General features: G+C 38.3%; 24 protein-coding genes. 23 read left to right on the plus strand and 1 reads right to left on the minus strand.

Going from position 1 to position 21,742, the window contains the following annotated elements; translation table 11 throughout:
- The first annotated feature begins 71 nt into the window (after nt 1-71).
- From murD to E7L28_RS01425, 10 genes are all read left to right on the plus strand, one after another.
- Nucleotides 72-1,442: a UDP-N-acetylmuramoyl-L-alanine--D-glutamate ligase gene (gene murD, locus E7L28_RS01380; protein ID WP_004697412.1), complete on the plus strand. Its 1,371-nt coding sequence runs from the start codon at nt 72-74 to the stop codon at nt 1,440-1,442.
- On the plus strand, nt 1,442-2,551 hold the full coding sequence (murG, locus tag E7L28_RS01385; protein WP_215675558.1) for an undecaprenyldiphospho-muramoylpentapeptide beta-N-acetylglucosaminyltransferase: 1,110 nt from the start codon (nt 1,442-1,444) through the stop codon (nt 2,549-2,551). Before murD ends, murG begins: the two co-directional genes overlap by 1 nt.
- A 14-nt stretch (nt 2,552-2,565) precedes the next feature.
- The gene (gene murC, locus E7L28_RS01390; protein ID WP_215675560.1) at nt 2,566-3,948 is read left to right on the plus strand and encodes a UDP-N-acetylmuramate--L-alanine ligase; all 1,383 of its coding nucleotides are present in this window, start codon (nt 2,566-2,568) and stop codon (nt 3,946-3,948) included.
- Nucleotides 3,945-4,877, plus strand: coding sequence for a D-alanine--D-alanine ligase family protein (locus tag E7L28_RS01395; protein WP_215675562.1), 933 nt, complete (start codon nt 3,945-3,947; stop codon nt 4,875-4,877). Before murC ends, E7L28_RS01395 begins: the two co-directional genes overlap by 4 nt.
- Nucleotides 4,878-4,905: 28 nt before the next feature.
- Entirely contained in the window at nt 4,906-5,787 is an 882-nt protein-coding gene (locus E7L28_RS01400; protein ID WP_155086155.1) for a cell division protein FtsQ/DivIB, read from the plus strand.
- Nucleotides 5,788-6,483 carry a DUF881 domain-containing protein gene (locus E7L28_RS01405; RefSeq protein WP_004697175.1) on the plus strand — a complete coding sequence of 232 codons (696 nt, stop codon included), beginning with the start codon at nt 5,788-5,790 and terminating at the stop codon, nt 6,481-6,483.
- Nucleotides 6,480-6,824 carry a small basic family protein gene (locus E7L28_RS01410; protein WP_004696202.1) on the plus strand — a complete coding sequence of 115 codons (345 nt, stop codon included), beginning with the start codon at nt 6,480-6,482 and terminating at the stop codon, nt 6,822-6,824. Before E7L28_RS01405 ends, E7L28_RS01410 begins: the two co-directional genes overlap by 4 nt.
- Before the next feature lie 138 nt (nt 6,825-6,962).
- Nucleotides 6,963-8,003 carry a cell division protein FtsZ gene (ftsZ, locus tag E7L28_RS01415; RefSeq protein ID WP_004697140.1) on the plus strand — a complete coding sequence of 347 codons (1,041 nt, stop codon included), beginning with the start codon at nt 6,963-6,965 and terminating at the stop codon, nt 8,001-8,003.
- 80 nt (nt 8,004-8,083) lie between these two features.
- Nucleotides 8,084-8,653 (plus strand): outer membrane beta-barrel protein, encoded by a 570-nt coding sequence (locus E7L28_RS01420; protein ID WP_004696198.1) that lies wholly within the window; start codon nt 8,084-8,086, stop codon nt 8,651-8,653.
- A 248-nt stretch (nt 8,654-8,901) separates the two neighbouring features.
- Nucleotides 8,902-10,149, plus strand: a complete 1,248-nt coding sequence (locus E7L28_RS01425; protein ID WP_156697592.1) for an aminotransferase class I/II-fold pyridoxal phosphate-dependent enzyme — start codon at nt 8,902-8,904, stop codon at nt 10,147-10,149.
- A 129-nt stretch (nt 10,150-10,278) separates the two neighbouring features.
- Here the strand turns inward: E7L28_RS01425 and E7L28_RS01430 are convergent, their stop codons facing one another.
- The gene (locus tag E7L28_RS01430; RefSeq protein WP_004696194.1) at nt 10,279-10,548 is read right to left on the minus strand and encodes a DUF896 domain-containing protein; all 270 of its coding nucleotides are present in this window, start codon (nt 10,546-10,548) and stop codon (nt 10,279-10,281) included.
- A 123-nt stretch (nt 10,549-10,671) separates the two neighbouring features.
- Here E7L28_RS01430 and nth point away from each other — a divergent pair, with 123 nt between their 5' ends.
- The 13 genes from nth to E7L28_RS01495 all read left to right on the plus strand — a co-directional run bounded on the left by nth (nt 10,672) and on the right by E7L28_RS01495 (nt 21,717).
- Nucleotides 10,672-11,307 (plus strand): endonuclease III, encoded by a 636-nt coding sequence (gene nth, locus E7L28_RS01435; RefSeq protein ID WP_004696192.1) that lies wholly within the window; start codon nt 10,672-10,674, stop codon nt 11,305-11,307.
- Between the two features lies 1 nt (nt 11,308).
- The gene (locus tag E7L28_RS01440; protein WP_004696189.1) at nt 11,309-12,754 is read left to right on the plus strand and encodes a hypothetical protein; all 1,446 of its coding nucleotides are present in this window, start codon (nt 11,309-11,311) and stop codon (nt 12,752-12,754) included.
- 105 nt (nt 12,755-12,859) lie between these two features.
- Nucleotides 12,860-13,129: a YdbC family protein gene (locus tag E7L28_RS01445; protein WP_004696187.1), complete on the plus strand. Its 270-nt coding sequence runs from the start codon at nt 12,860-12,862 to the stop codon at nt 13,127-13,129.
- Between the two features lie 79 nt (nt 13,130-13,208).
- On the plus strand, nt 13,209-13,406 hold the full coding sequence (gene rpmE, locus E7L28_RS01450) for a 50S ribosomal protein L31 (protein WP_004696185.1): 198 nt from the start codon (nt 13,209-13,211) through the stop codon (nt 13,404-13,406).
- Nucleotides 13,407-13,463: 57 nt separating this feature from the next.
- Nucleotides 13,464-14,369: a DUF1385 domain-containing protein gene (locus tag E7L28_RS01455; protein WP_060919733.1), complete on the plus strand. Its 906-nt coding sequence runs from the start codon at nt 13,464-13,466 to the stop codon at nt 14,367-14,369.
- A gap of 2 nt (nt 14,370-14,371) precedes the next feature.
- On the plus strand, nt 14,372-15,454 hold the full coding sequence (gene prfA / locus E7L28_RS01460; RefSeq protein WP_004697261.1) for a peptide chain release factor 1: 1,083 nt from the start codon (nt 14,372-14,374) through the stop codon (nt 15,452-15,454).
- A complete protein-coding gene (prmC, locus tag E7L28_RS01465) occupies nt 15,447-16,316 on the plus strand; it encodes a peptide chain release factor N(5)-glutamine methyltransferase (RefSeq protein ID WP_316101592.1) in 870 nt (289 codons plus the stop codon). The genes prfA and prmC overlap by 8 nt, the downstream gene beginning before the upstream one ends.
- A gap of 1 nt (nt 16,317) precedes the next feature.
- Nucleotides 16,318-17,349 (plus strand): L-threonylcarbamoyladenylate synthase, encoded by a 1,032-nt coding sequence (locus E7L28_RS01470; protein WP_316711410.1) that lies wholly within the window; start codon nt 16,318-16,320, stop codon nt 17,347-17,349.
- A gap of 112 nt (nt 17,350-17,461) precedes the next feature.
- Nucleotides 17,462-17,908, plus strand: a complete 447-nt coding sequence (locus E7L28_RS01475; RefSeq protein ID WP_004696171.1) for a low molecular weight protein arginine phosphatase — start codon at nt 17,462-17,464, stop codon at nt 17,906-17,908.
- An 11-nt stretch (nt 17,909-17,919) separates the two neighbouring features.
- Nucleotides 17,920-18,357: a ribose 5-phosphate isomerase B gene (gene rpiB / locus E7L28_RS01480; RefSeq protein WP_316692331.1), complete on the plus strand. Its 438-nt coding sequence runs from the start codon at nt 17,920-17,922 to the stop codon at nt 18,355-18,357.
- 45 nt (nt 18,358-18,402) lie between these two features.
- Nucleotides 18,403-19,635, plus strand: coding sequence for a serine hydroxymethyltransferase (locus E7L28_RS01485; protein ID WP_004696166.1), 1,233 nt, complete (start codon nt 18,403-18,405; stop codon nt 19,633-19,635).
- A 185-nt stretch (nt 19,636-19,820) separates the two neighbouring features.
- The gene (gene upp, locus E7L28_RS01490) at nt 19,821-20,447 is read left to right on the plus strand and encodes a uracil phosphoribosyltransferase (RefSeq protein WP_004696164.1); all 627 of its coding nucleotides are present in this window, start codon (nt 19,821-19,823) and stop codon (nt 20,445-20,447) included.
- Between the two features lie 244 nt (nt 20,448-20,691).
- The gene (locus E7L28_RS01495; RefSeq protein WP_012864497.1) at nt 20,692-21,717 is read left to right on the plus strand and encodes a sugar-binding transcriptional regulator; all 1,026 of its coding nucleotides are present in this window, start codon (nt 20,692-20,694) and stop codon (nt 21,715-21,717) included.
- Nucleotides 21,718-21,742 lie beyond the last annotated feature (25 nt).

Below are 21,742 nucleotides of genomic sequence, written 5' to 3' on the forward strand. Positions count from 1 at the left end.
CGGAAGTTGTAAATAATGGTATGCTTATTAGATAGGATACATTAATTTTATAAATAGTTTAGGTGATATAGATGGAATATGGAGATAAACATATACTTGTTCTTGGAGCTGGAGCCAGCGGTATAGGTGCATCCTGGGTATTAGCCCAAGTGGGTGCGCATGTTGTGTTAAATGATTATAAGCCTATGACACTGCCTACGGCTGAGGAGAAACGACTCGTTGCGGCAGGGGTAAATATTATTACAGGACGTCAAGATGAATCCTTGCTAGATGGCGTGGATCGTATCGTTATTTCTCCAGGTATTTCTTTAGACATTCCGATTGTAAAAGCAGCACATGCCCGTGGTATTGACGTGGTCAGTGAAGTAGAATTAGCTTATGAAGTATCTAAATCACCTATCGTAGCTGTTACTGGTACAAATGGTAAGACTACGACAACAACCTTATTAACTAAAGTACTAGAAGGCTCTGGAAAACCAGTTCACGTCGGTGGAAATATTGGGGATTCCCTTAGTGAAGTGGCGTATTCTATGCCTGCAGGCGGTTTTTTGGTAGCTGAATTATCTAGTTATCAATTAGAGACAATCAAGTATTTTAGGCCTATTGGGGCTATTATGCTCAATATTACTCCAGATCACTTAGCTCGTCATAAGACGATGGAAAACTATATTGCTGCGAAGGAACGCATCTTTGAAAATCAATTAAGTACAGATTATTTAGTGTTGAATATAGATGATCCCGTTGTAGCTGATATGGAACATCGTTCGCCTAGTCATATTCTAAAAATTAGTCAAAAAAAAGCCGTAGAGAATGGCGCTTATTATGCTGATGGGCAATGTTATATTGCTAAAGATGGGGTAGCAAAATTTGTTATTGGAAATGAAGATATTCATATTCCAGGCAGTCATAATATTGAAAACATATTGACCGTTATTGCTTTATCTCATGCATTGGGCGTACCTGTAGAAACAATTCATCGTATTATTAGTGAGTTCCATGGCGTTGAACATCGTTTAGAACGCGTTAAGACGATTGATGGTATTACATTTTATAATGATTCTAAAGCGACTAATGTAGATTCTGTGGTTAAAGCATTAGAATCCTTTGATCAACAAGTTATTCTATTAGCTGGTGGTCATGATAAAATGACGCCTTTAGAAGACTTCATGGAGTTAGTTAAGGAGAAGACTAAAGCTGTTATTTTCATGGGGGAAGCAGCAGATCGTTTTGAGACGGCTGCAAAAGAGGCTGGTGTGAAGCCGATTTATCGTGCTTTATCCATGAAAGAAGCCGTAGAACAAGGCTATAAATTGGCAGAGACTGGCGATATTGTGCTATTATCTCCGGCTTGCTCAAGCTTTGATTGGTACAGCTGTTTTGAAGAGCGTGGAGATGACTTTAAACGTTGTGTTCATATGTTGCAAGAGGGAGGACACCATTAATGAAACGTGTTATTATTTCAGGTGGTGGCACTGGTGGACATATATATCCAGCAATAACTATATATAAGGAAATTATGAAACAAAATCCTGATACAAAGGTGTTATATGTTGGTACCAAGCAAGGTCTCGAGGCTACATTAGTTCCTAAAGAGGGGATAGAGTTTACTACGATTCCTGTGCAAGGCTTGCAGCGTCAATTATCGTTAGGTACATTAGTTACATTAGGTAAAACTGCTTTAGGCATTGTAAAAGCTAATGCTATAGTCTGCAAGTTTAAACCTGATGTGGTTATTGGTACTGGTGGTTATGTATGTGGGCCTGTTCTCTTGGCTGCAGCATTACATAATATTCCTACTATAATTCAAGAACAGAATGTCATAGCAGGTATTACTAATAAAATTCTGAGCCGTTTTGTTGATGTGGTAGCCCTAGGCTATAAGGATGCAGAAGCATCGTTTTCTAAAGCAAAGCGCGTAGTCTATACAGGGAATCCTGTTCGTCCAGATGTGCTAGTTGATTCGAGAACAGAGGGACGTAACTATTTCAACTTAAGTGATGATACTTTTACAGTACTCATAGCTGGAGGTTCTCGAGGGGCGAGAACTATTAACAATGCTATGATAGATGTACATAAACACTTCCAAGGTGTGAAAGGTATTAAATTAATCCATATTACGGGAAACGGAGAATATGAATCTGTTTTATCCCAATTGGGTATTACCGATGGGGATGGTTTAGGTAGTTCATCTTTGATTTTGCCGTATTTACATGATATGCCAAAAGCACTAGCAGCAGCCGATTTAGCAGTATTTAGATCTGGTGCTATAGGTCTAGCAGAATTAGCAGTTCGCGGTATTCCATCCGTATTGATACCGTATCCATACGCAGCGGAAGATCATCAAACCTATAATGCACGTATCTTTGTACAAGAAGGGGCGGCTCATATGATTGTAGATAAAATGTTGAGTGCTCATGATTTAATAGGGGAAATCGAGATGTTTATGGCCAACCGTGATTTGTTGGCACAAATGGGAGACCGAGCATTGCAATTGGGGAAACCGAATGCGGCTCATGATATTGCAAAATTAGCTTTATCTATTGCAAAGTAACAAGGAGAGGTTTTATGTTAGACGGTATTCACAAAATTCACCTTATCGGTATTGGTGGATCTGGTATGCGTGCGATAGCGAATATTTTGATTCAAAAAGGTTATGATGTATCTGGTTCAGATATTGCTGAATCTGCAGTGATTTCTAAGTTTAGAGATATGGGTGCCACGGTGCATATCGGTCATAATAAAGAATATGTAAATGGTGTTGATGCTATAGTTCGTTCTACAGCGATTCGTGAAGACAATCCTGAAATTGTTGCTGCTAAAGAGCAAGGGATTACCATTTTACATCGTTCTGATATTGTAAAGGCTGTATTAGATGTAACAGATGGTATCGCAGTAGCTGGTGCGCATGGTAAAACATCTACAACTTCAATGATTGGACAAATTTTAGTGGAGGCTAATGCGGACCCTACGGTAATTATCGGTGGCGAAGTAGATTATCTCAAAGGTAGCAGTTGCCTTGGGAAAGGCCATTTTTCAGTTGTGGAAGCGGATGAGAGCGATGGTTCATTTTTAAAATTGCATCCACATACTATCGTTATAACTAATATTGAAGATGATCATATGGATCATTATAAGACTATGGATAACTTGTTAAACGCTTTCTGTGAGTTCGTCGAAACGTTACCAGAAGCGGGCAAGGCTATCGTATGTGGTGATAATGAAAATATTCGTTATGTTATGAGCCACGTAAAGCGTACTTTTATTACGTATGGGTTAGAGGATAATAATGATTATGTAGCAAAAAATATTCATTATGTGGACTCTTCCTTGGTATATGATGTATATCATAAAGGCATTAATATAAGCCGCATCAGCTTGCGCGTGCCAGGAGAGCATAATGTATTAAACTCATTGGCAGCCTTTATTGTGGCTCATGAATGTTGCGGTGTAGAGAATCGCTTTATTACAAAAGCGTTAGGTAAATTTATCGGTGCAAAACGACGCTTTGAAACAAAAGGTCATGTTGGTGGAGTCTGGGTTGTCGATGATTATGCACATCATCCAACAGAAATTAAAGCGACCTTAAGAGCAGCAAAAGAGCTTGAAAAACATCGCGTTATTTGTGTGTTTCAACCGCATCGGTATACACGTACAAGCTTGTTGAAAGATGAATTTGCTACGGCTTTTACAAGTGCTGATGAAATATATATGACAGATATTTACAGTTCTGGTGAAGATCCGATTGCAGGTATCGATGGACGTACTATTCCTGACGCTGTTGAAGCTGCTACACATAAGGTTGTACATTATGTACCATCTGTTGATGATATACCGGCTGTATTGGCAAAAATTGTGCGACCTAATGATCTAGTTATCACAATGGGTGCCGGTTCTATTAATCAATATGGACCTAAATTATTAGCTATATTGGAGGAAGGCTTACAATGAAAGATAGAAAAATAATCGTATTGATGGGTGGCCCTTCCAAAGAGGCTGAAGTATCTCGCCGTACTGGCGCTGCTATTGCGGAAGCACTCGAAAGTAAAGGGTTTAATGCCCAAACATTAGAACTTAATCCTCGTACTGTTTTAAAAGACATTGAATCCTTAGGTGGAGAGATTGTATTTAATGCAATTCACGGTCGTTATGGTGAAGATGGTGCATTACAAGGCTTACTTGAAATGGCAGAAATTCCATATACTGGATCGGGCATCATGGCTCATGCGGTAGGAATGAATAAAAAAGTAAGCAAAGATGTTTTCAAAGGGGCTAATATTCCAACAGCTACTTCTGAATCCTTTAATGGTAATTTAGAATCTGCAGAAGCTATTATAGGACATATTCGCAAACAATTTACGATTCCTGTAGTGGTGAAATCTGCTACTCAAGGCTCTAGTATTGGCGTTACCATCGTTCGTGATGAGGCACAATTGGAGGCTGCTGTTACAGAAGCGCTAAAATATGATCCGATTCTTGTAGTAGAACAATTTCTTGATGGTCGCGAATTTACAGTATCCGTTCTTGACGGAAAGGCATTGTCAGTAATTGAAATACGTCCACATTCTGGGGAGTATGACTATACCAGTAAATATACTGTAGGTGCTACAGAATATTTAGTACCTGCGCCTATTAGTGAAGAAATGACTGCTGAGATGCAACGCATAGGGGAACTTGTGTATCGTGAAGTACAAGGCAGTGGGGTTATTCGTGTTGATATTATGACAGATCATGCAGATAATATGTATGTTCTAGAATACAATACTGTGCCAGGTATGACGGCAACGTCTTTAGTACCAAAGGCAGCTAAAGAAATGGGAATTGACTTTCCAACATTATGTGAAAAGATTCTATTAACAGCTAGTATAGGGAAATTTTAAGGGCTGAATAGAATATAAGGAGTTATTTATGGATGATAAGCAATACCATCCATCCAACTCTGGGGAGATGCAGTCTTCTACACCTGTTCAAGATGAACGGGCTGTATTTAGAAAACGAGTGTTAAAAATCGGTGGTGCAGTTACTCTCGTGTTGGTGGGATTGTTTACACTACCTATTCCTTTTGGATCCTTAAAAATTGTAGGATCGGATAAGGTAACTGTACAAGATGTAATGGTAGCAGGGGATATTCATGAACCTGTAAATATATTGCAAATTAGTACAGAGAAATTAAAAACTAGATTGGCGAAAGACTTACGGGTTGAAGAGGCCCAAATTAGTTATCAATTGCCATTTACAATGGTTGTACGTGTCATAGAGCGCAAAGCTGTTGCAGTTGTACCAGCTCAGTTTGGTTATTTAACACTTGACAGTAAAGGTCAAGTGATTGCATCAGAGCCTGCAATACAAGATACGTCGGTACCAATGATATCAGGTGTTAAGGCGGGAAATATTTTGTTAGGTGATACCGTTGTTGATAAGCCCATTTTAGCGGCTCTTGAATACTTAAACTCTCTTGATGAGAGCACCTTCAAGACTATTGCAGAAGTCAATATAGGAGATCCTGATGCAATAATGGCTTATACCGTATCGGGGGTGCAAATTAGATTAGGAGATAGTAAAGACTTACCTAAAAAAGCCGAGTTAACTCAGTCTATGTTACAAGATATTAAGACAACACATAGCAATGTACAATATATAGATGTTAATGTTTCATCACCATATATAAAAACTGATGTAATACCGGAAGTTAAAAAGCATCAGACTGGAACAAAGACAACAGAAAATTCATCTACTAAGAAGGATGATAAAAAACAAGATAAACAAGGTCATGTTGAAGATAAAAGGTAGATGATTGTCGTGAGACACGAACGGTGGGCAATAGCCTTAGTCAGTTGTATATTGGGTTTCATGGTTGTCACCCAATATAAGATGACTCAAGATAATATAGAAGAAAATATCCGTTTACAACGGGCTGGTGATTTAGCCGTACAATTACGAGAGGCTCAAAGTGAACGTGATGCATTGTTAAAACAAATAGAAGAACTTAAACAGTCTGGTGCTAGTAGCAATGTTAAAGCAGATGAACAGTTGATGATGAAAGCAGCTTTAACTAATGTTAAAGGTACAGGTGTTAGTGTATTAATTGAGGATAGCTTAAAGCCAATTCAAAGTGGTGAAAATCCTAATTTATATGTAATTCATGATGAAGATATTTTACGTATTGTTAATGAATTGCGAGCTGGTGGGGCTGAGGCGATAGCTATCAATGATCAACGTCTCATAGGGACTTCTGAAATACGATGCTCTGGTCCGACTATTACTGTGAATGGTAAGGTTTTTGGGGCTCCTTTTACAGTTAAAGCGATTGGTGATCCAAAAACACTAAATTCTGCGCTCACCATGCGAGGTGGTGTGGTGGATTCCTTGAAACACTGGGGCATAAAGGTAACCATAAAGGAAGAAAATGAAATAGCTATTCCAGCTTTTACAGGAACCTTTAGAGAAGAGCATATAAAGCCTAATGAAACAGGAGGTAAAGAATGAATATTTATATCTTTGCCATTGTTGGTTTAATTGTAGGTACTACATTAGGGTGGCTTTCACCATTTCATATACCTATAAGTTATGCAAATTACACATCAGTCGCTGTTCTGGCTGCACTAGATGCTGTATTTGGTGGTAGCCGGGCTGCATTGGAACGAACCTTTGATCTTAGTAATTTTGTGCTTGGGTTCTTTTCAAATGTTGTGTTAGCTGTTATTCTTGTATATGTAGGTGACCTCATAGGAATTAACTTATATTACGTAGCTCTTATTGGCTTTGGATTGCATGTATTTATTAATGTAGGAGCTATACGCAAGATTATTATGACTAAGCGATTCTAATAAATCACATTCTATATAGTGGAAAGTTTTTAAATTTTAGTGTAAAATAAATGTAATTGTTATAAGATTGTCAGTATATAAATCGATACATTGGGACGTATATTGATACGATAGATAACGATAAGAGGAGGAAGTTCAATGTCTGATTTTGCAAATATTAAAGTTATCGGTGTTGGTGGCGGCGGTAATAACGCTGTTAATCGCATGGTAGATAGCGATCTTAAAGGTGTTCAATTTTTATCCGCTAATACTGAAAGCCAAGTGCTTGAATTATCTAAAGCGGATGTAACGATTCAAATCGGCGAGAAGGTTACAAAAGGTCTTGGTGCAGGCGCAAATCCACAAATCGGTGAAGAGGCTGCTCAAGAAAGCCGCGAAGAAATTATAAAAGCTCTTGAAGGTGCTGATATGGTATTCGTAACTGCTGGTATGGGTGGTGGTACTGGTACAGGTGCTGCTCCTATCGTTGCAGAATGTGCTAAAGAAATCGGTGCATTGACAGTAGGCGTCGTTACTAAACCGTTCGCTTTTGAAGGTAAACGCCGTCGTGCACAAGCAGAAAAAGGCATTGAATTCTTGACTCAAAAAGTAGATACTATTATCGTTATTCCTAATGATAAATTGTTGCAAGTTGTAGATAAAAAATGTTCCTTAAGCGATGCATTCCGTACAGCTGATGATGTACTTCGCCAAGGTATCAAGGGCATTTCAGACTTGATTCAAGTTCCTGGCTTGATCAATCTTGACTTTGCAGATGTTAAAACTATCATGACTGAACAAGGCGAAGCATTGATGGGGATTGGCGTTGGTGAAGGTGAAAACCGTGCTGCTGACGCAGCTAAAATGGCTATTAATAGCCCATTGTTGGAAACATCTATCGATGGTGCAAAAGGCATCTTACTCAATATTTCCGGTAGTGCTAACTTAAGCTTGTTTGAAATTAATGAAGCTGCCGAAATTATTTCTGAAGCGGCGGATCCTGATGCAAATATTATCTTCGGTTCCGTTATCGATGAAAGCTTAGGCGATACAGTTCAAATTACTGTTGTGGCAACTGGTTTCAATTCAAATACTAAGAATGTACCTGAATTCGGTAAAACAACAACTACATCCCGTCCGGCATCCACTACAAATACTAACAGTGGTATCCCTGATATCCCTGTATTCATGAAACGCTAATTTATAGATTGTATAATTACTATATCTATCGATTAGTAACTTATTAAGACATACCGTTGGTATGTGTATAGGAGGTAAAAATGAAGAAATTAGTATTATTAACTTTAGCTGCTACAGTCGTAGCCGGTAGTGCATTTGCTGCAGCTCCTGTAACGAAAATTAGTGATGGATCCACTAAGGTACAAGCTGATTATGCTTTTAAACAACACGTATCTAACGGTGGCGGCAATAGCAATGATGGTTTCGGTGTTTCTTTACAACACGACCTTTCCAATAAAGCCGCATTACAATACTCTTACGATAAATTAAATGCAAAAAATGGCGATATTAAAGATCATCAATTAGCATTGGTTTATAAAGTACATCCAAATGTAAATCTATATGGTGCAGGTACTGCGATTCGTACAAATGATACTGAACTTGGTTTCCAAGCTGGTGTTATCGGTCATGTACCTTTGACTAATAAAGTAAATGGCTTTGCTAAGGCTGGTTGGGGTAATGATATTAAGCAAACTTATCAAGTAGGTGCTCAATATGAAGTACGCCCTGATGTAGATTTGAATGTATACTATGGCTATGATAAATATAGTGTAGATAGCAATGATAAAACTGCAAAAGGTTTACACGCTGGTGTAGGCTACTCCTTCTAAGGATGATGATGACCACTCTTTTGAGTGGTCTTTTTTTATATATTTACTGTTTTATTGTATATTTGTTAATTATTTTTTCTAAATAAGGTACTTAATATATTCTATATATATTTAATAAGTGTTGAGTTACTAATAGTTAGTTAAATCTTCTATGTATACAATATATTTACTGAATATACGTTGTATATTTAAATTAGTTTAGGTATGATAAATATGTAATATTCATTTCAGATAGGATGGTGCTAGTTATGACAAGTGTTGCTGCAAAGCATGCAAAAGGAAAAAAATTAAAAGACGTGATCTTCGTAACTGCTGGTCAAGCTCAAGCTGATGCTAAAGAAAATGGCCGTGAGAATGTTGTGAATGGTACGTTGGGTGCTATTCATGATGAAGAGGGAAACTTAGTTTTTCTTAAGACCGTTAAAGAAGAATATTTGAGTCTTTCGGATTCTGAACATGTTGGTTATGCACCAATTGCGGGTATTCCAGATTTTTTGTGTGCTGCTGAAAAAGAATGTTTTGGTAATTTCCGTCCAGAAGGTCATATTCGTAGCATTGCTACCGCAGGTGGCACTGGTGGCATTCATCATTTGATTCATAACTACACAGAGCCTGGTGATGAAGTATTAACAGCGGATTGGTACTGGGGTGCATATCGTGTTATTTGTAGCGATACTGGACGTACACTAGTTACGTATTCTTTATTTGATGAACATAATAACTTTAATCATGAAGCATTCCAAAATCGTGTAAACGAATTGGCGGCTAAACAAACAAATGTGGTTGTTATCTTTAATACACCTGGTAATAACCCAACCGGCTACTCTATTGAGGATAAAGATTGGGATTCTATCCTTAATTTCCTGAAGGATTTAGTTGCTATTGGTCGAAATAATGTGATTATTGGTATTGATGTAGCATATCTTGATTACTCTGGTGAAAAAGATGAGGTACGTGCGTTCTTCAATAAATTTAGTCATTTACCAAAAGAAATTCTCACCTGTGTGTGTTATAGCTTATCTAAAGGATTTACTATGTATGGTCAGCGCGTTGGTGCGATGATTGGGATCTCTGACGATGAAGAAATAGCTGATGAGTTTTTCGAAGTTAACAAATCTACAAGTCGTGCCACATGGTCCAATATTTGTCGTCCTGCAATGCGTGCAATGGCTAATATTGTGGCTGATTCAGCTAAGTTTAAGGAATATGAAGCTGAACGCAATTGCTATTATCAATTAATTCGCGATCGTGCTGATATCTTTAAACAAGAAGCAGCACAAGTAGGACTTCCCATGTTACCTTACCGTGGTGGGTTCTTTATTACAATCCCTACAGACTCTGCAAATGCTATCTGTGAAGAGTTGAAAAAAGAGCACATCTATGTGATTGCATTAGCAAATGGTATTCGTATAGCAGCATGTGGTATTCCTAAATGTCAAATGACAGGTCTAGCTGAAAAAATTTATAATGCCATGAAACGTCTTGGTAAATTATAATACATAAGTAAATTATACTAAAAACCACTTGATACATGTATCAAGTGGTTTTTAGTATGTAGATATAAATTTGATTGAATAAATATAAAAGGATATTAGTAATGTAATCAATTTTGTTTATTTGTTACATTAGTGAATATCTTTATGCTCTTTAATGTCTTTATCAGCTTCTTTTGCCAAGTTTTCAAGCGCTCGTTTAGGAGCGGTTCTTTCACCTGTTTCTGGGTCTATAAATTCAACGCGGTCCAAGGTGCTTGTAATTTGACCACGAATGAAGCTTAAGTAGATTTCGTATAGTTCTTTTTTTTCTGCTAACTCTTCTGGCGTTAATTCTTGACCAGATTTTTTCTTTGCAGCTAGTTCATTTATTCGTTTTAATGTATCGTTAATATTACTCATATGAGCCTCCTGTATTCTATATTAGAATAGTATGTTTTATTATAACATAGAACTTAATGAATACGTATGGTAAGATATAAGTTGTACGCGTCTGTACTTTCACAGGTGAGAAAGGAGAACTGTATGCGTGTAACAAAAGCGATAAAGGCAGAGCAGTTGAAATTGTTACAAGAGCATTATTTTGATGCAAAACCTGCCCTTGAGTATACAAATGAATTTGAATTATTAGTTGCTGTAGTTTTGTCAGCACAATGTACGGATGAACGAGTTAATATTGTTACTAAACGATTATTTCCTGAACTTAATCATCCTGCAAAGATGCTTGAAATTGGAGTTGCTAAGTTAGAGACTCTTATTAAAGATTGTGGCCTTTATAAGTCCAAGGCAAAAAACTTAATTGCTACTTGTCAAATTTTAGTTGACCGATATCATGGAGAGGTGCCTCGTGAGTTTGATCAACTCGTTGAATTGCCTGGTGTGGGGCGTAAAACAGCAAATGTTGTGGTATCCGTTTTATTTGGTACACCAGCCATTGCGGTAGATACACATGTATTTCGCGTGTCTAACCGATTAAAATTAGGTATTGCTAAGACGCCAGAAGAGATGGAACAAAAGTTACAAAAGGCAATTCCAAAAAAGGACTGGGCTGCCGCACACCACTGGTTAATCTATCATGGCCGTAGATTGTGTAAGGCTCGTAAGCCTTTGTGTAATGAATGTTTTTTAAATCATCTATGTCCTTCAGCCGGAAAGGTTTAATATGAAAGTAAATAACGAAGAATTTATTGCCCTTTGTGCTAATCATGGTATTGAGGGAATTGATATTGTAAATGAGTTAATGCGTTTTAAAGTGCTAGATCAATTGATTTCTAGTAATGCTAGCTCCCGTGAGTGGGGTGTAACGGCAGATGATTTATATGCGTTAGCAGAAAAATCCACAGTAGAATCCTTTGGTCCTGTACCATATGATTTGAATACATTCCAAGCTCTTTATGGACCATCCTTTAGAGTGGAATTGTTTGATTTTATTAGTGACACAGGTATTTTAGAAGGTCTAGATGTAGGCACTATTTGGGAAATTCCTGTTCGTGAAAGTATCGAAGCTCATAGTAAAACGGGAGAATTGGTTCTGTATGCTTATGTAGAAGAATATGCAGGCATGGTTGAAGAGATTCTTCAATCTTATGAAGATAAAAAAGTCGTTCTGTATACGGCATCTCCCGTGTGTTATAGCATTTTGACACGTTTATATCCGATGGCTCAAATCATTAATCAATGGCCTCATCGTAGCTATTTTGACCATATCTTTACAGGCACAGTTGGTATGTTCCAATCCTCTGAAGATATTGTAGAAGAGGTCGCTAACGGATTACATAACTTGGTTCCAGAAGGGACTGCTCAATTATTCTTACCTGCTACAATGGCACAAAATCAATTGGGCTTAAATAATATGGCGTTGCAATTTTTCTTGAACCAAAAACGAGTAGAAGTTATACGGGAATGGACTCCATTAGGGGCTTATGAAATCGTATATGGTAAATACGATGTAAAAAAAATGCGTGTTGGTCTTCGTGAACGTGTAGGGGATGAGTGGAAAACAATTAATTATATTCCATTACCTCATGGCGTATTTGCGCAATTGCCAGTATTTACGGTATTAAATTATGGCTTGTCCTTGCGTTCTATTTTGTTGCCAGGCAGTCAAACGGACGTAGCCTTAGGTCAAGATGGTATTTATTGCATTGATAGCCGTGTATCTGAATTAGGTCGCACTGCTCTTATTGAAAGTGGAGCTTATTTTCTTACTTTTAAACGTCATACTGATCATATTGATGTAGATATTACGACAGAAGCGCCTGTAGATGATATGTACTGGATGTTCCCAGATGCTGAATTAGCATATATGTGGTATGCCTATTTCTGCAGCACTACGGGTCAAACATTGATTCAAGAAATCTCCATGCTCGTTCAAACAGATGAATCCTTTGGCTATATGCTTAGTAGCGTACGTCGTCGCGTATTAGATGTAAAGGATGAGACCCAACTAATTGAATCTGTACAGGCTGCTGACGAGGCATATATTAAGGCTGTTACGGAGGCTACAACGAGTTGGAAAGAGACCGTAGATTCATTAGGTGCACAAGTTATGCCACCTACAGCTTCTATTGATATTGAAGATTATAGTGACTATAAAAAAGAATTGTAAATCATATAATTTTGGTTTAAAATATATTGTATCCTAAAAAATATAAACTACTAAATATAGTAGATACGAAACATAGCATATGAATTATGTAAGAAAGGAGGATCTATGGCAGTTATTAATTTTGAAATCTTCAAGGTTATTGGTACTTTATCTGAAGATAAAGATGGTTGGAAAAAACAATTAACATGTACTAGTTGGGGAAAATACAATCCTAAGTTTGATCTTCGTGCTTGGGATAGTGAATATACAAGCATGAAAAAAGGTATTACCCTTTCTTTAGAGGAGCTTATTGCATTGCGTGACATCCTCAACGAAAGCGACTTGGAAGCTATTTTAGCTGAGGCTATTGAAGAAAAGCAAGCATCCAAGGAATAGTATTGGTTACTTGCATTTGTGCAGGTGTCATGCTATAATCTATAAGAATAATATTGATTGTTGGAAAGAGGTGTATAGAATGAAACAAGGTATTCATCCAGACTATAAAGAAGCTACAGTAACTTGCGGTTGTGGCAACACATTCAAAACTGGCTCTGTAAAAGAAGACCTTCGTGTAGACGTTTGCTCCAAATGCCATCCGTTCTTCACTGGTCAACAACGTGCGGCTCAAGCTCGTGGTCGTATTGAACAATTTAACAAACGTTACGGCAAATAATTTGTATTGTAATGTAACATGTATTGGCAGGGCTGTTGGCTCTGCCTATATTTGTTTATGAGAGGAGATCTTGTGAACAGAGAACGTATAAAAAAGTTTGTCGGAGGACAGGCTGTGATCGAAGGTGTCATGATGAGAGGCCCTGGCTATACGGCAACTGCCGTACGTGAGCCTGCAGGAACTATTGTAGTTCAAAAAGAGGCTACAAAGTCCATTGCTGACACATATCCAATATTGAAAAAACCATTTCTTCGTGGCTGTGTAGCTCTCTATGAATCTCTAGTGATAGGCATGAAGGCTTTATCCTTTTCTGCTAAGGCTGCTGGCGATGAAGAGGAAGAAATGTCTAATAGTGAAATCGCCATTACCATGGTCATTTCTACACTGTTTGCGATAGCTGTGTTTTTGGCATTGCCTACATTTATCGTAAAGTTCATTCCTGGTGTACAGGATAATCATATAGTATTAAATCTCATTGAAGGTATCATTCGTTTAGTACTTTTCTTACTTTATATTTGGGGGATTGGTCTTACGAAGGATATTCAACGAGTTTTCCAATATCATGGGGCAGAGCATAAAACGATTCATACTTATGAATTAGATTTGCCTTTAACTGTAGAAAACGTTCGCCAACAAAGTCGCTTGCATGCGCGATGTGGTACAAATTTCTTACTTATTGTTATGGTAGTTAGTATCTTTGTATTTGCTTTCTTGGGTTGGCCCAATTTGTTGGAACGTATCGTGAGCCGCGTACTCCTTATGCCTGTAGTAGCTGGTATTGCGTACGAGGTAATTCGTCTTGCTGGACGTAGCGATCATTCTTTTGTGAAAGCTCTTATTAAACCAGGTCTTGCGTTACAATATATGACAACGCGTGAACCAGAAGATGATCAAATTGAAGTTGCTATACGAGCTTTAGAAGAGGTCCGTCCGCCTGAGAGTGACGCATATGAAGAGGAATAAACATGTTAGTTGATAAATTACAAGTTATTGAAGATAAATTTATGGATCTTGAGCAGCGTATTAGTGACCCAGAAGTCATTGCTCGCCAAGATGAATGGCGTAAATTGACCCGTCAACATGCTCAATTATCTGAAACCGTTGAAACGTTCCGTACCTACAAAAAAGTTTTATCTGGTATTGATGAAGCTATGGAAGTTATTGAAGATAAATCCATGGACGAAGAATTCCGAGAAATGGCTCAAGAGGAATTGAAAGAGTTAAAACCTCAAAAAGAGGAATTGGAAGAAAAGTTGCAAGTTCTATTATTGCCTAAGGATCCTAATGATGATAAAAATATTATCATCGAAATTCGCGGGGGCGCTGGCGGTGATGAAGCTGCATTATTTGCAGGCGACTTGTTCCGCATGTACACAAAATATGCGGAAAGCCAAGGCTGGCGTTGTGAGATTATCGATGCTAATGAACCAGAGCTTGGTGGCTTTAAAGAGGTTATTTTCTCTGTGGATGGTGAAAATGTATACTCTAAGATGAAATTTGAATCTGGTGTACATCGTGTACAACGTGTACCGGCTACAGAAACACAAGGCCGTGTACATACATCTACCGTTACAGTAGCCGTATTGCCAGAGATGGAAGATGTTGATATTGAAGTTAATGAAAAAGATTTAAAAATTGATACATATCGTGCGAGTGGTGCCGGTGGTCAGCATATCAATAAAACTGAGTCTGCTGTTCGTATTACACACTTACCATCTGGTATCGTTGTAGCGTGTCAAGATCAACGATCTCAATTACAAAACCGTGAAAAAGCTATGCGTGTATTACGTGCTAAGTTACAGGATCAAGCTGAACAAGAGGCCATTTCTAGTATGGCTGCAGATCGTAAGAGTCAAGTCGGTACAGGTGATCGTAGTGAACGTATTCGCACCTATAATTACCCACAAGGACGCGTCACAGATCATCGTATTAATTTAACATTATATAAATTAGATGCTATTTTAAATGGCGATCTTGATGAAATTATTCAAGCCTTAAATGCTGCAGACCAAGCGGCAAAAATGCAGGAGGCCAATACAAATGCATAAGGAGATTTGGACAATCGGTCGTATTCTCCAGTGGACAGAGCAGTACTTTCAAAGCAAGGAGATGGATACACCTCGACTTGATGGGGAAGTACTGCTTTCTCACGTTTTAGGTAAAGATCGGATTTATCTATATACCCATTATGACCAACCGCTTATTCAAGATGAACTCGATGCCTTTAGACCTCTCGTTCAAGAACGAGCTAAGGGACATTGTGTAGCGGCTATCATTGGGGAAAAGGACTTTATGGGATTGACCTTTAAGGTTAATGATAAAGTATTAATTCCACGACCTGATACGGAAACCTTAATTGAGCATGTACTAGGTACTTATCCAAAAGATAGTAATGTGCGTATTCTTGATGTATGCACAGGCCCTGGGACAATATTATTAAGTCTATTACATTATTTGCCAAATGCTAGTGGTGTTGGTTTAGATATCTCCACAGATGCTTTACCGGTGGCACGCGAAAATGGTGAGTCCTTTAATTTATCTGACCGAGTACAATTTATGGAATCAGATATGTTCCACACTTTATATGGAAAAAAAGAGAAATTTGATCTTATTGTTTCTAATCCGCCATACATTCGAACTGGTGATTTAAAGATGTTGTCTCCAGATGTGTTAAATGAGCCTCATATTGCATTATTTGGTGGAGAGGATGGACTTCAATTTTATCGAATCTTAGCTAAAGAATGTAGAAATTATTTAAACGCTAATGGCCGTGTGGCGTTTGAAGTAGGCTTTGACCAAGCAGAAGAGGTAGGTGCTTTATTGCAAGAAACAGGTCAATATTCGAATATTCAATTTATAGCTGACCTCGGTGGTCATAACCGCGTAGTGACAGCTGTATATGAGGGCTAATATGGATACTAAAATCATTACAAATCCATCAGAACAAGATATAGATACTTTAGCCCGTGCTTTGCGCAATGGTGAATTGGTATCTATACCAACGGAAACTGTATACGGTTTAGGTGCTAATGGTCTAGATTCAGAAGCGATGGATAAAATCTATGCTGCCAAAGGACGTCCTTCTGATAATCCACTCATTTTGCATGTTCCTAATAGTGAAAGCATAAAATCTTTGGTAACAGAAATTTCTGCTACGGCGCAAGCCTTAATGGATACATTCTGGCCAGGACCATTAACGATTACATTGCCTAAATCTGATTTAGTGCCAGATCGTGCAACAGGTGGTTTATCTCGTGTGGCGCTTCGGTGTCCTGATCATGAGGCATGTCGAGTATTATTAGAGCGTGCTGGCATACCTATAGCGGCACCTAGTGCCAATATTTCAGGGCGCCCAAGTCCAACTACTGCAGAAGATGTATATAATGATATGAAAGGTCGCATTTCCTATATCTTAGATGCTGGTCCATGTACGATTGGTGTAGAGTCTACTGTTGTAGAAGTCCATGATGATAAGGTTATTATATTGAGACCTGGTGGAATTACAAAAGCACAGCTTGAAAATGTTGTGGCTACGGTTGAGTATGACACTGCTCTAGTTAATGCTGCCACTAAGCCAAAGGCTCCCGGTATGAAGTATACCCATTATGCTCCTGATGCACCTATGACAGTTGTTGTAGGTAGTCCAGAGGCGATAGCATGTACTTTTAAAGAACTTTCAGAAGGTATAGAAGGTCCTATCGGTTGTTTGGTAAGTCGTGAAACGTACGACCTGATTAAAGGGAATACAGATTTTATGTGCCATTGTTTTGGCCATCATGGTGATGCGTTAGCATTGGGGCACGACTTTTATAAAAGTCTATTACATTTTAATGAAAATCATGTTACCCTAATCTTGGCAGAAGGTGTTGATGATGACGGTTTTGGTGTTGCTATTATGAATCGTATGGAGAAGGCATCGAGCCATCATATCATTTATAAGTAAATTTACTAGCATAAAAATGTCCACTGATAATAGAAAAATGTCTTTACATATTGGATGAATTTGCTATAATGTATAAAGTAATCACAAAATGTGATTAAGTAAGGATGTTATTATGAATATTTTATTTGTGTGTACCGGTAACACTTGCCGTAGCCCTATGGCTGAAGGTATTACACGGGCACTTGCAGCGGAGCAACATAAGGATGTTACCACTGTATCGGCTGGGTTATTTGCCGCTTATGGCGCAAAACCAACTGAACAAGCCGTGGAAGCCGTCCGTTCCATTGCAGATATTTCTGATCATGAATCGAGACCATTGACGATGGAACTCGTGAATGCAGCAGATCTTATCATTGGTATGACGAAAGATCACAAATCTGTACTACTTCGCCAATTCCCATTTGAGGAAAGTAAAATCAAAACGATTTCCGAGTGGGGTGGTCAAGATGGTGATGTTACGGACCCATATGGATCTGATCAAACCGTATATAATCAATGTGCGGAACAAATTTATCACTTAGTAGAGGCTGGTCTTACATCAGTGCCTCAGAAGGCGTAGGAGATGAAATTATGAAAGTTGCAATCGGTTGTGATCATGGCGGATTAAATTTAAAGGCATCCGTTAAGGAATTGTTAAATGCATTGGGACATGAAGTAGAGGACTTTGGCTGTCATACAGCTGATTCTTGCGACTATCCTGATATTGCTGTACCTGTAGCAAATGCAGTTGTATCTGGTCAAGTAGACAGAGGTATTTTGATTTGTGGTACTGGTATTGGTATCGGTATTGCAGCAAATAAGATTACAGGTATTCGCGCTGCTCTTTGTCATGATACATTCTCTGCCCATGCATGTCGTGAACATAATGACGCTAATATTCTCACAATGGGGGAACGCGTTATCGGCCCCGGCCTTGCAAAGGACATCGTTACTATTTGGATGGCAACGGATTTTGAAGGTGGCCGTCATGAACGCCGTGTGAAAAAGATTAAAGCCTTAGAGAAGTAATACATCGTTACCTTATACGCATATATTTACATGAGGAGGATACTTATGAGTTTCTTAGAAAAACAAGACCCTAATATTCAAGCTGTTATCAATCAAGAGTTGGCACGTCAACGTGACAAATTGGAAATGATTGCTTCTGAAAACTTCGTTTCTCAAGCAGTAATGGAAGCTCAAGGTAGCGTATTGACTAACAAATATGCAGAAGGGTATCCTGGTAAACGTTATTATGGTGGTTGTGAAAATGTTGATGTTATTGAAACATTAGCTATTGAACGTGCAAAACGGTTGTTCGGTGCAGAACATGCTAACGTGCAACCTCACTCTGGTTCTCAAGCAAACTTTGGCGTGTATTTCGCATTATTACAACCAGGTGATACTATTGTGGGCATGAACTTGTCCCATGGCGGTCACTTAACTCATGGTTCCCCTGTTAACGTATCTGGTACATATTTCAACGTAGTACCTTACGGTGTAGATGCAGAAACACAACAAATCGATTATGATGAGTTCCGCAAGATTGTCTTGGAAGCAAAACCTAAATTGATTATTGCCGGTGGTAGTGCTTATAGCCGTCAAATCGACTTCAAAAAAATGGCTGATGTAGCTCATGAAGTTGATGCTATCTTCATGGTAGATATGGCTCACTTCGCAGGCCTTGTAGCAGCAGGTTTACATCCAAATCCTGTAGAATATGCTGATATCGTTACTACAACAACTCATAAAACATTGCGTGGTCCTCGTGGTGGTATGATTCTTTGCAAAGAAAAGTATGCTAAAGCAATCGATAAAGCCATTTTCCCTGGCATTCAAGGGGGTCCTTTGATGCATGTTATCGCTGCTAAAGCCGTAGCATTTGGTGAAGCTTTACAACCTGAGTTCAAAGTATATGCACAACAAGTCATCGACAATGCAAAAGCGTTGGCTGCAGCATTGCAAGAAAAGGGCTTAACAATTGTTTCTGGTGGTACAGATACTCATGTTATGCTTGTAGATGTTCGTAATACTGGTTTAACTGGTAAAGAAGCTGAACACTTACTCGATGAAGTAGGTATTACATGTAATAAAAATACAATTCCATTTGATCCAGCTAGCCCCTTTGTAACAAGCGGCATTCGACTTGGCACGCCAGCTCTTACGACACGTGGTTTGCAAGTGAAAGATATGGAAGAAATTGCCGATATTATTGCAGTGGTTCTTAAAAATCCTGAAGATAAATCGGTCCATGAAGAAGCTAGTAAACGTGTCGCTACACTTTGTGAAGCGTATCCATTGTACTAATCGATTACATTAAAATTACATTATATATTTATAGTCCTATAAGTTTATAGGTAGTATAAAAGGGGTGTGCCCTCGGCACATCCCTTTTAATATTTTTATGGCATGATTTTCTAATCTGTGATAGAGTAAATATAATAGTTAATAGCTAGAATGGGATATGTATATTGTTTTATAGGAGGACAGTCATGAAAGTTAATGTTATGACACATCCATTGATTCAACACAAAGTTACATTGATGCGTGACGTACAAACAGGCTCTAAAGATTTCAGAGAACTACTTGATGAAATTACTATGTTGATGGGGTATGAAATTACACGCAACTTACCACTTGAGGATGTGGAGGTAGAAACACCATTAACTAAAATGATTGGCAAACGAATTGCAGGTAAAAAATTGGGTATTATTCCAATTCTTCGCGCTGGTCTAGGTATGGTAAATGGTATGCTTAGTTTAATTCCAACTGCAAAAGTTGGTCATATCGGTTTGTACCGTGATCCTGAGACTTTGAAACCAGTAGAATACTACTGTAAACTACCATCTGACGTAGGCGAACGTGACTTTATCGTAACTGATCCAATGCTTGCTACTGGAGGGAGTGCAGCAGCAGCTATTACATTGTTAAAAGAAAAAGGAGCTAAGCATATTAAGTTAATGTGCTTAGTGGCTGCTCCTGAAGGTGTAGAGGCTGTAAATAAAGAACATCCTGATGTACCTATTTATGTAGCAGCACTTGATGAAAAGCTTAATGATCATGGTTACATCTTGCCTGGCTTAGGTGATGCAGGTGACCGTATCTTCGGTACAAAATAAAATACAATAAAGTAAAACGACATATTAAAATATAATAAGAGGACATGACGACATATTATTAGATTTGAAATAATAACAAATCATCTAAGACGTATGTCGTTTTCTCTTATTTAGGGTTGAATAAAATTTACATAAGGTATACAATACAAGTGTAAAAGTATTTTTTTATTTTAGGTGGGACGGATTTTGTTCACATGGGACGAAAAACGATTCATGCAATCCAAACGGGTAAAGGAGGGACCCGATGAACGAATTTCTAATGATATGTGAACGTATTGTTCCTGAAATTGTTAGCGTATTGAAGGAGCGATACAAAATACTAAACCACCTTGTTTATGAAGAGCCTATAGGCCGTAGGACATTAGCTACTGCAACGGACCTTCCTGAGCGAACCGTACGAAGTCATATTGAGTTAATGCGTGCTAATGGTCTTGTAGACATTTATAAACCAGGGATTTTTCTCACTGATGAGGGACATGCAATTGTTCCAAAGTTGCGAAATTTTTTAAATGAGCTAGATCGTATTAACGAGCTAGAACATCGATTGACTGAAGCACTTCATATCGATAGGGTTATCATCACTCCTACTGAAGGAACCTTGATGGTTAAAAAGTTAGGTTTTGCAGCAGCAAAGCTATTACAGGAATTATTAGAGCCTGACTCTGTAGTTGCCATCAGTGGTGGCAGTACAATGGCTGCAGTAGCTGAAGAGATGCCAGTATTACCATTTAATCCTATTGTTGTACCTGCCCGGGGTGGCGTTGGTGAGGTAGTGGAGTATCAAGCTAATGTAATCGCTTCTGTGTTAGCTGAAAGACTTCGCGGGTCCTATAAGATGCTCCATTTACCTGATGGACTTTCACAAGACTCATTACATATGCTCATGACTTGTGAACCGCAAATTAAAGAAATTGGAGATCTCATTAGTAGGACTGACGTACTATTATTTGGTATTGGTACTGCAATGCGCATGGCAGATCAGCGCCATATTGCTGATGATGTGCGTAAGCAGTTGATAGATAATCATGCGGTAGGTGAAGCACTTGGTCAATATTGTGACATTGAGGGTAAGTTAATTTATTCTACTAATAATATTGGTTTATCACTTCCTGATGTAGTAAAGGTTCCCAATGTTATTGCTGTAGCTGGTGGACAAGAAAAAGCGAATGCTATTATAGGTGTGATGCGAGCTTGTCAAAAAGGTATACTCATAATTGATGAGCAAGCAGCGGAGGGGATGCGTCAATTGTTACAAATTTCTGCCTTATAGGCGAATTAGTAGTTATAAATTTTAG

The organism is Veillonella parvula, assembly GCF_032575955.1.
GTDB classification, from domain to species: Bacteria; Bacillota; Negativicutes; order Veillonellales; family Veillonellaceae; genus Veillonella; species Veillonella parvula_J.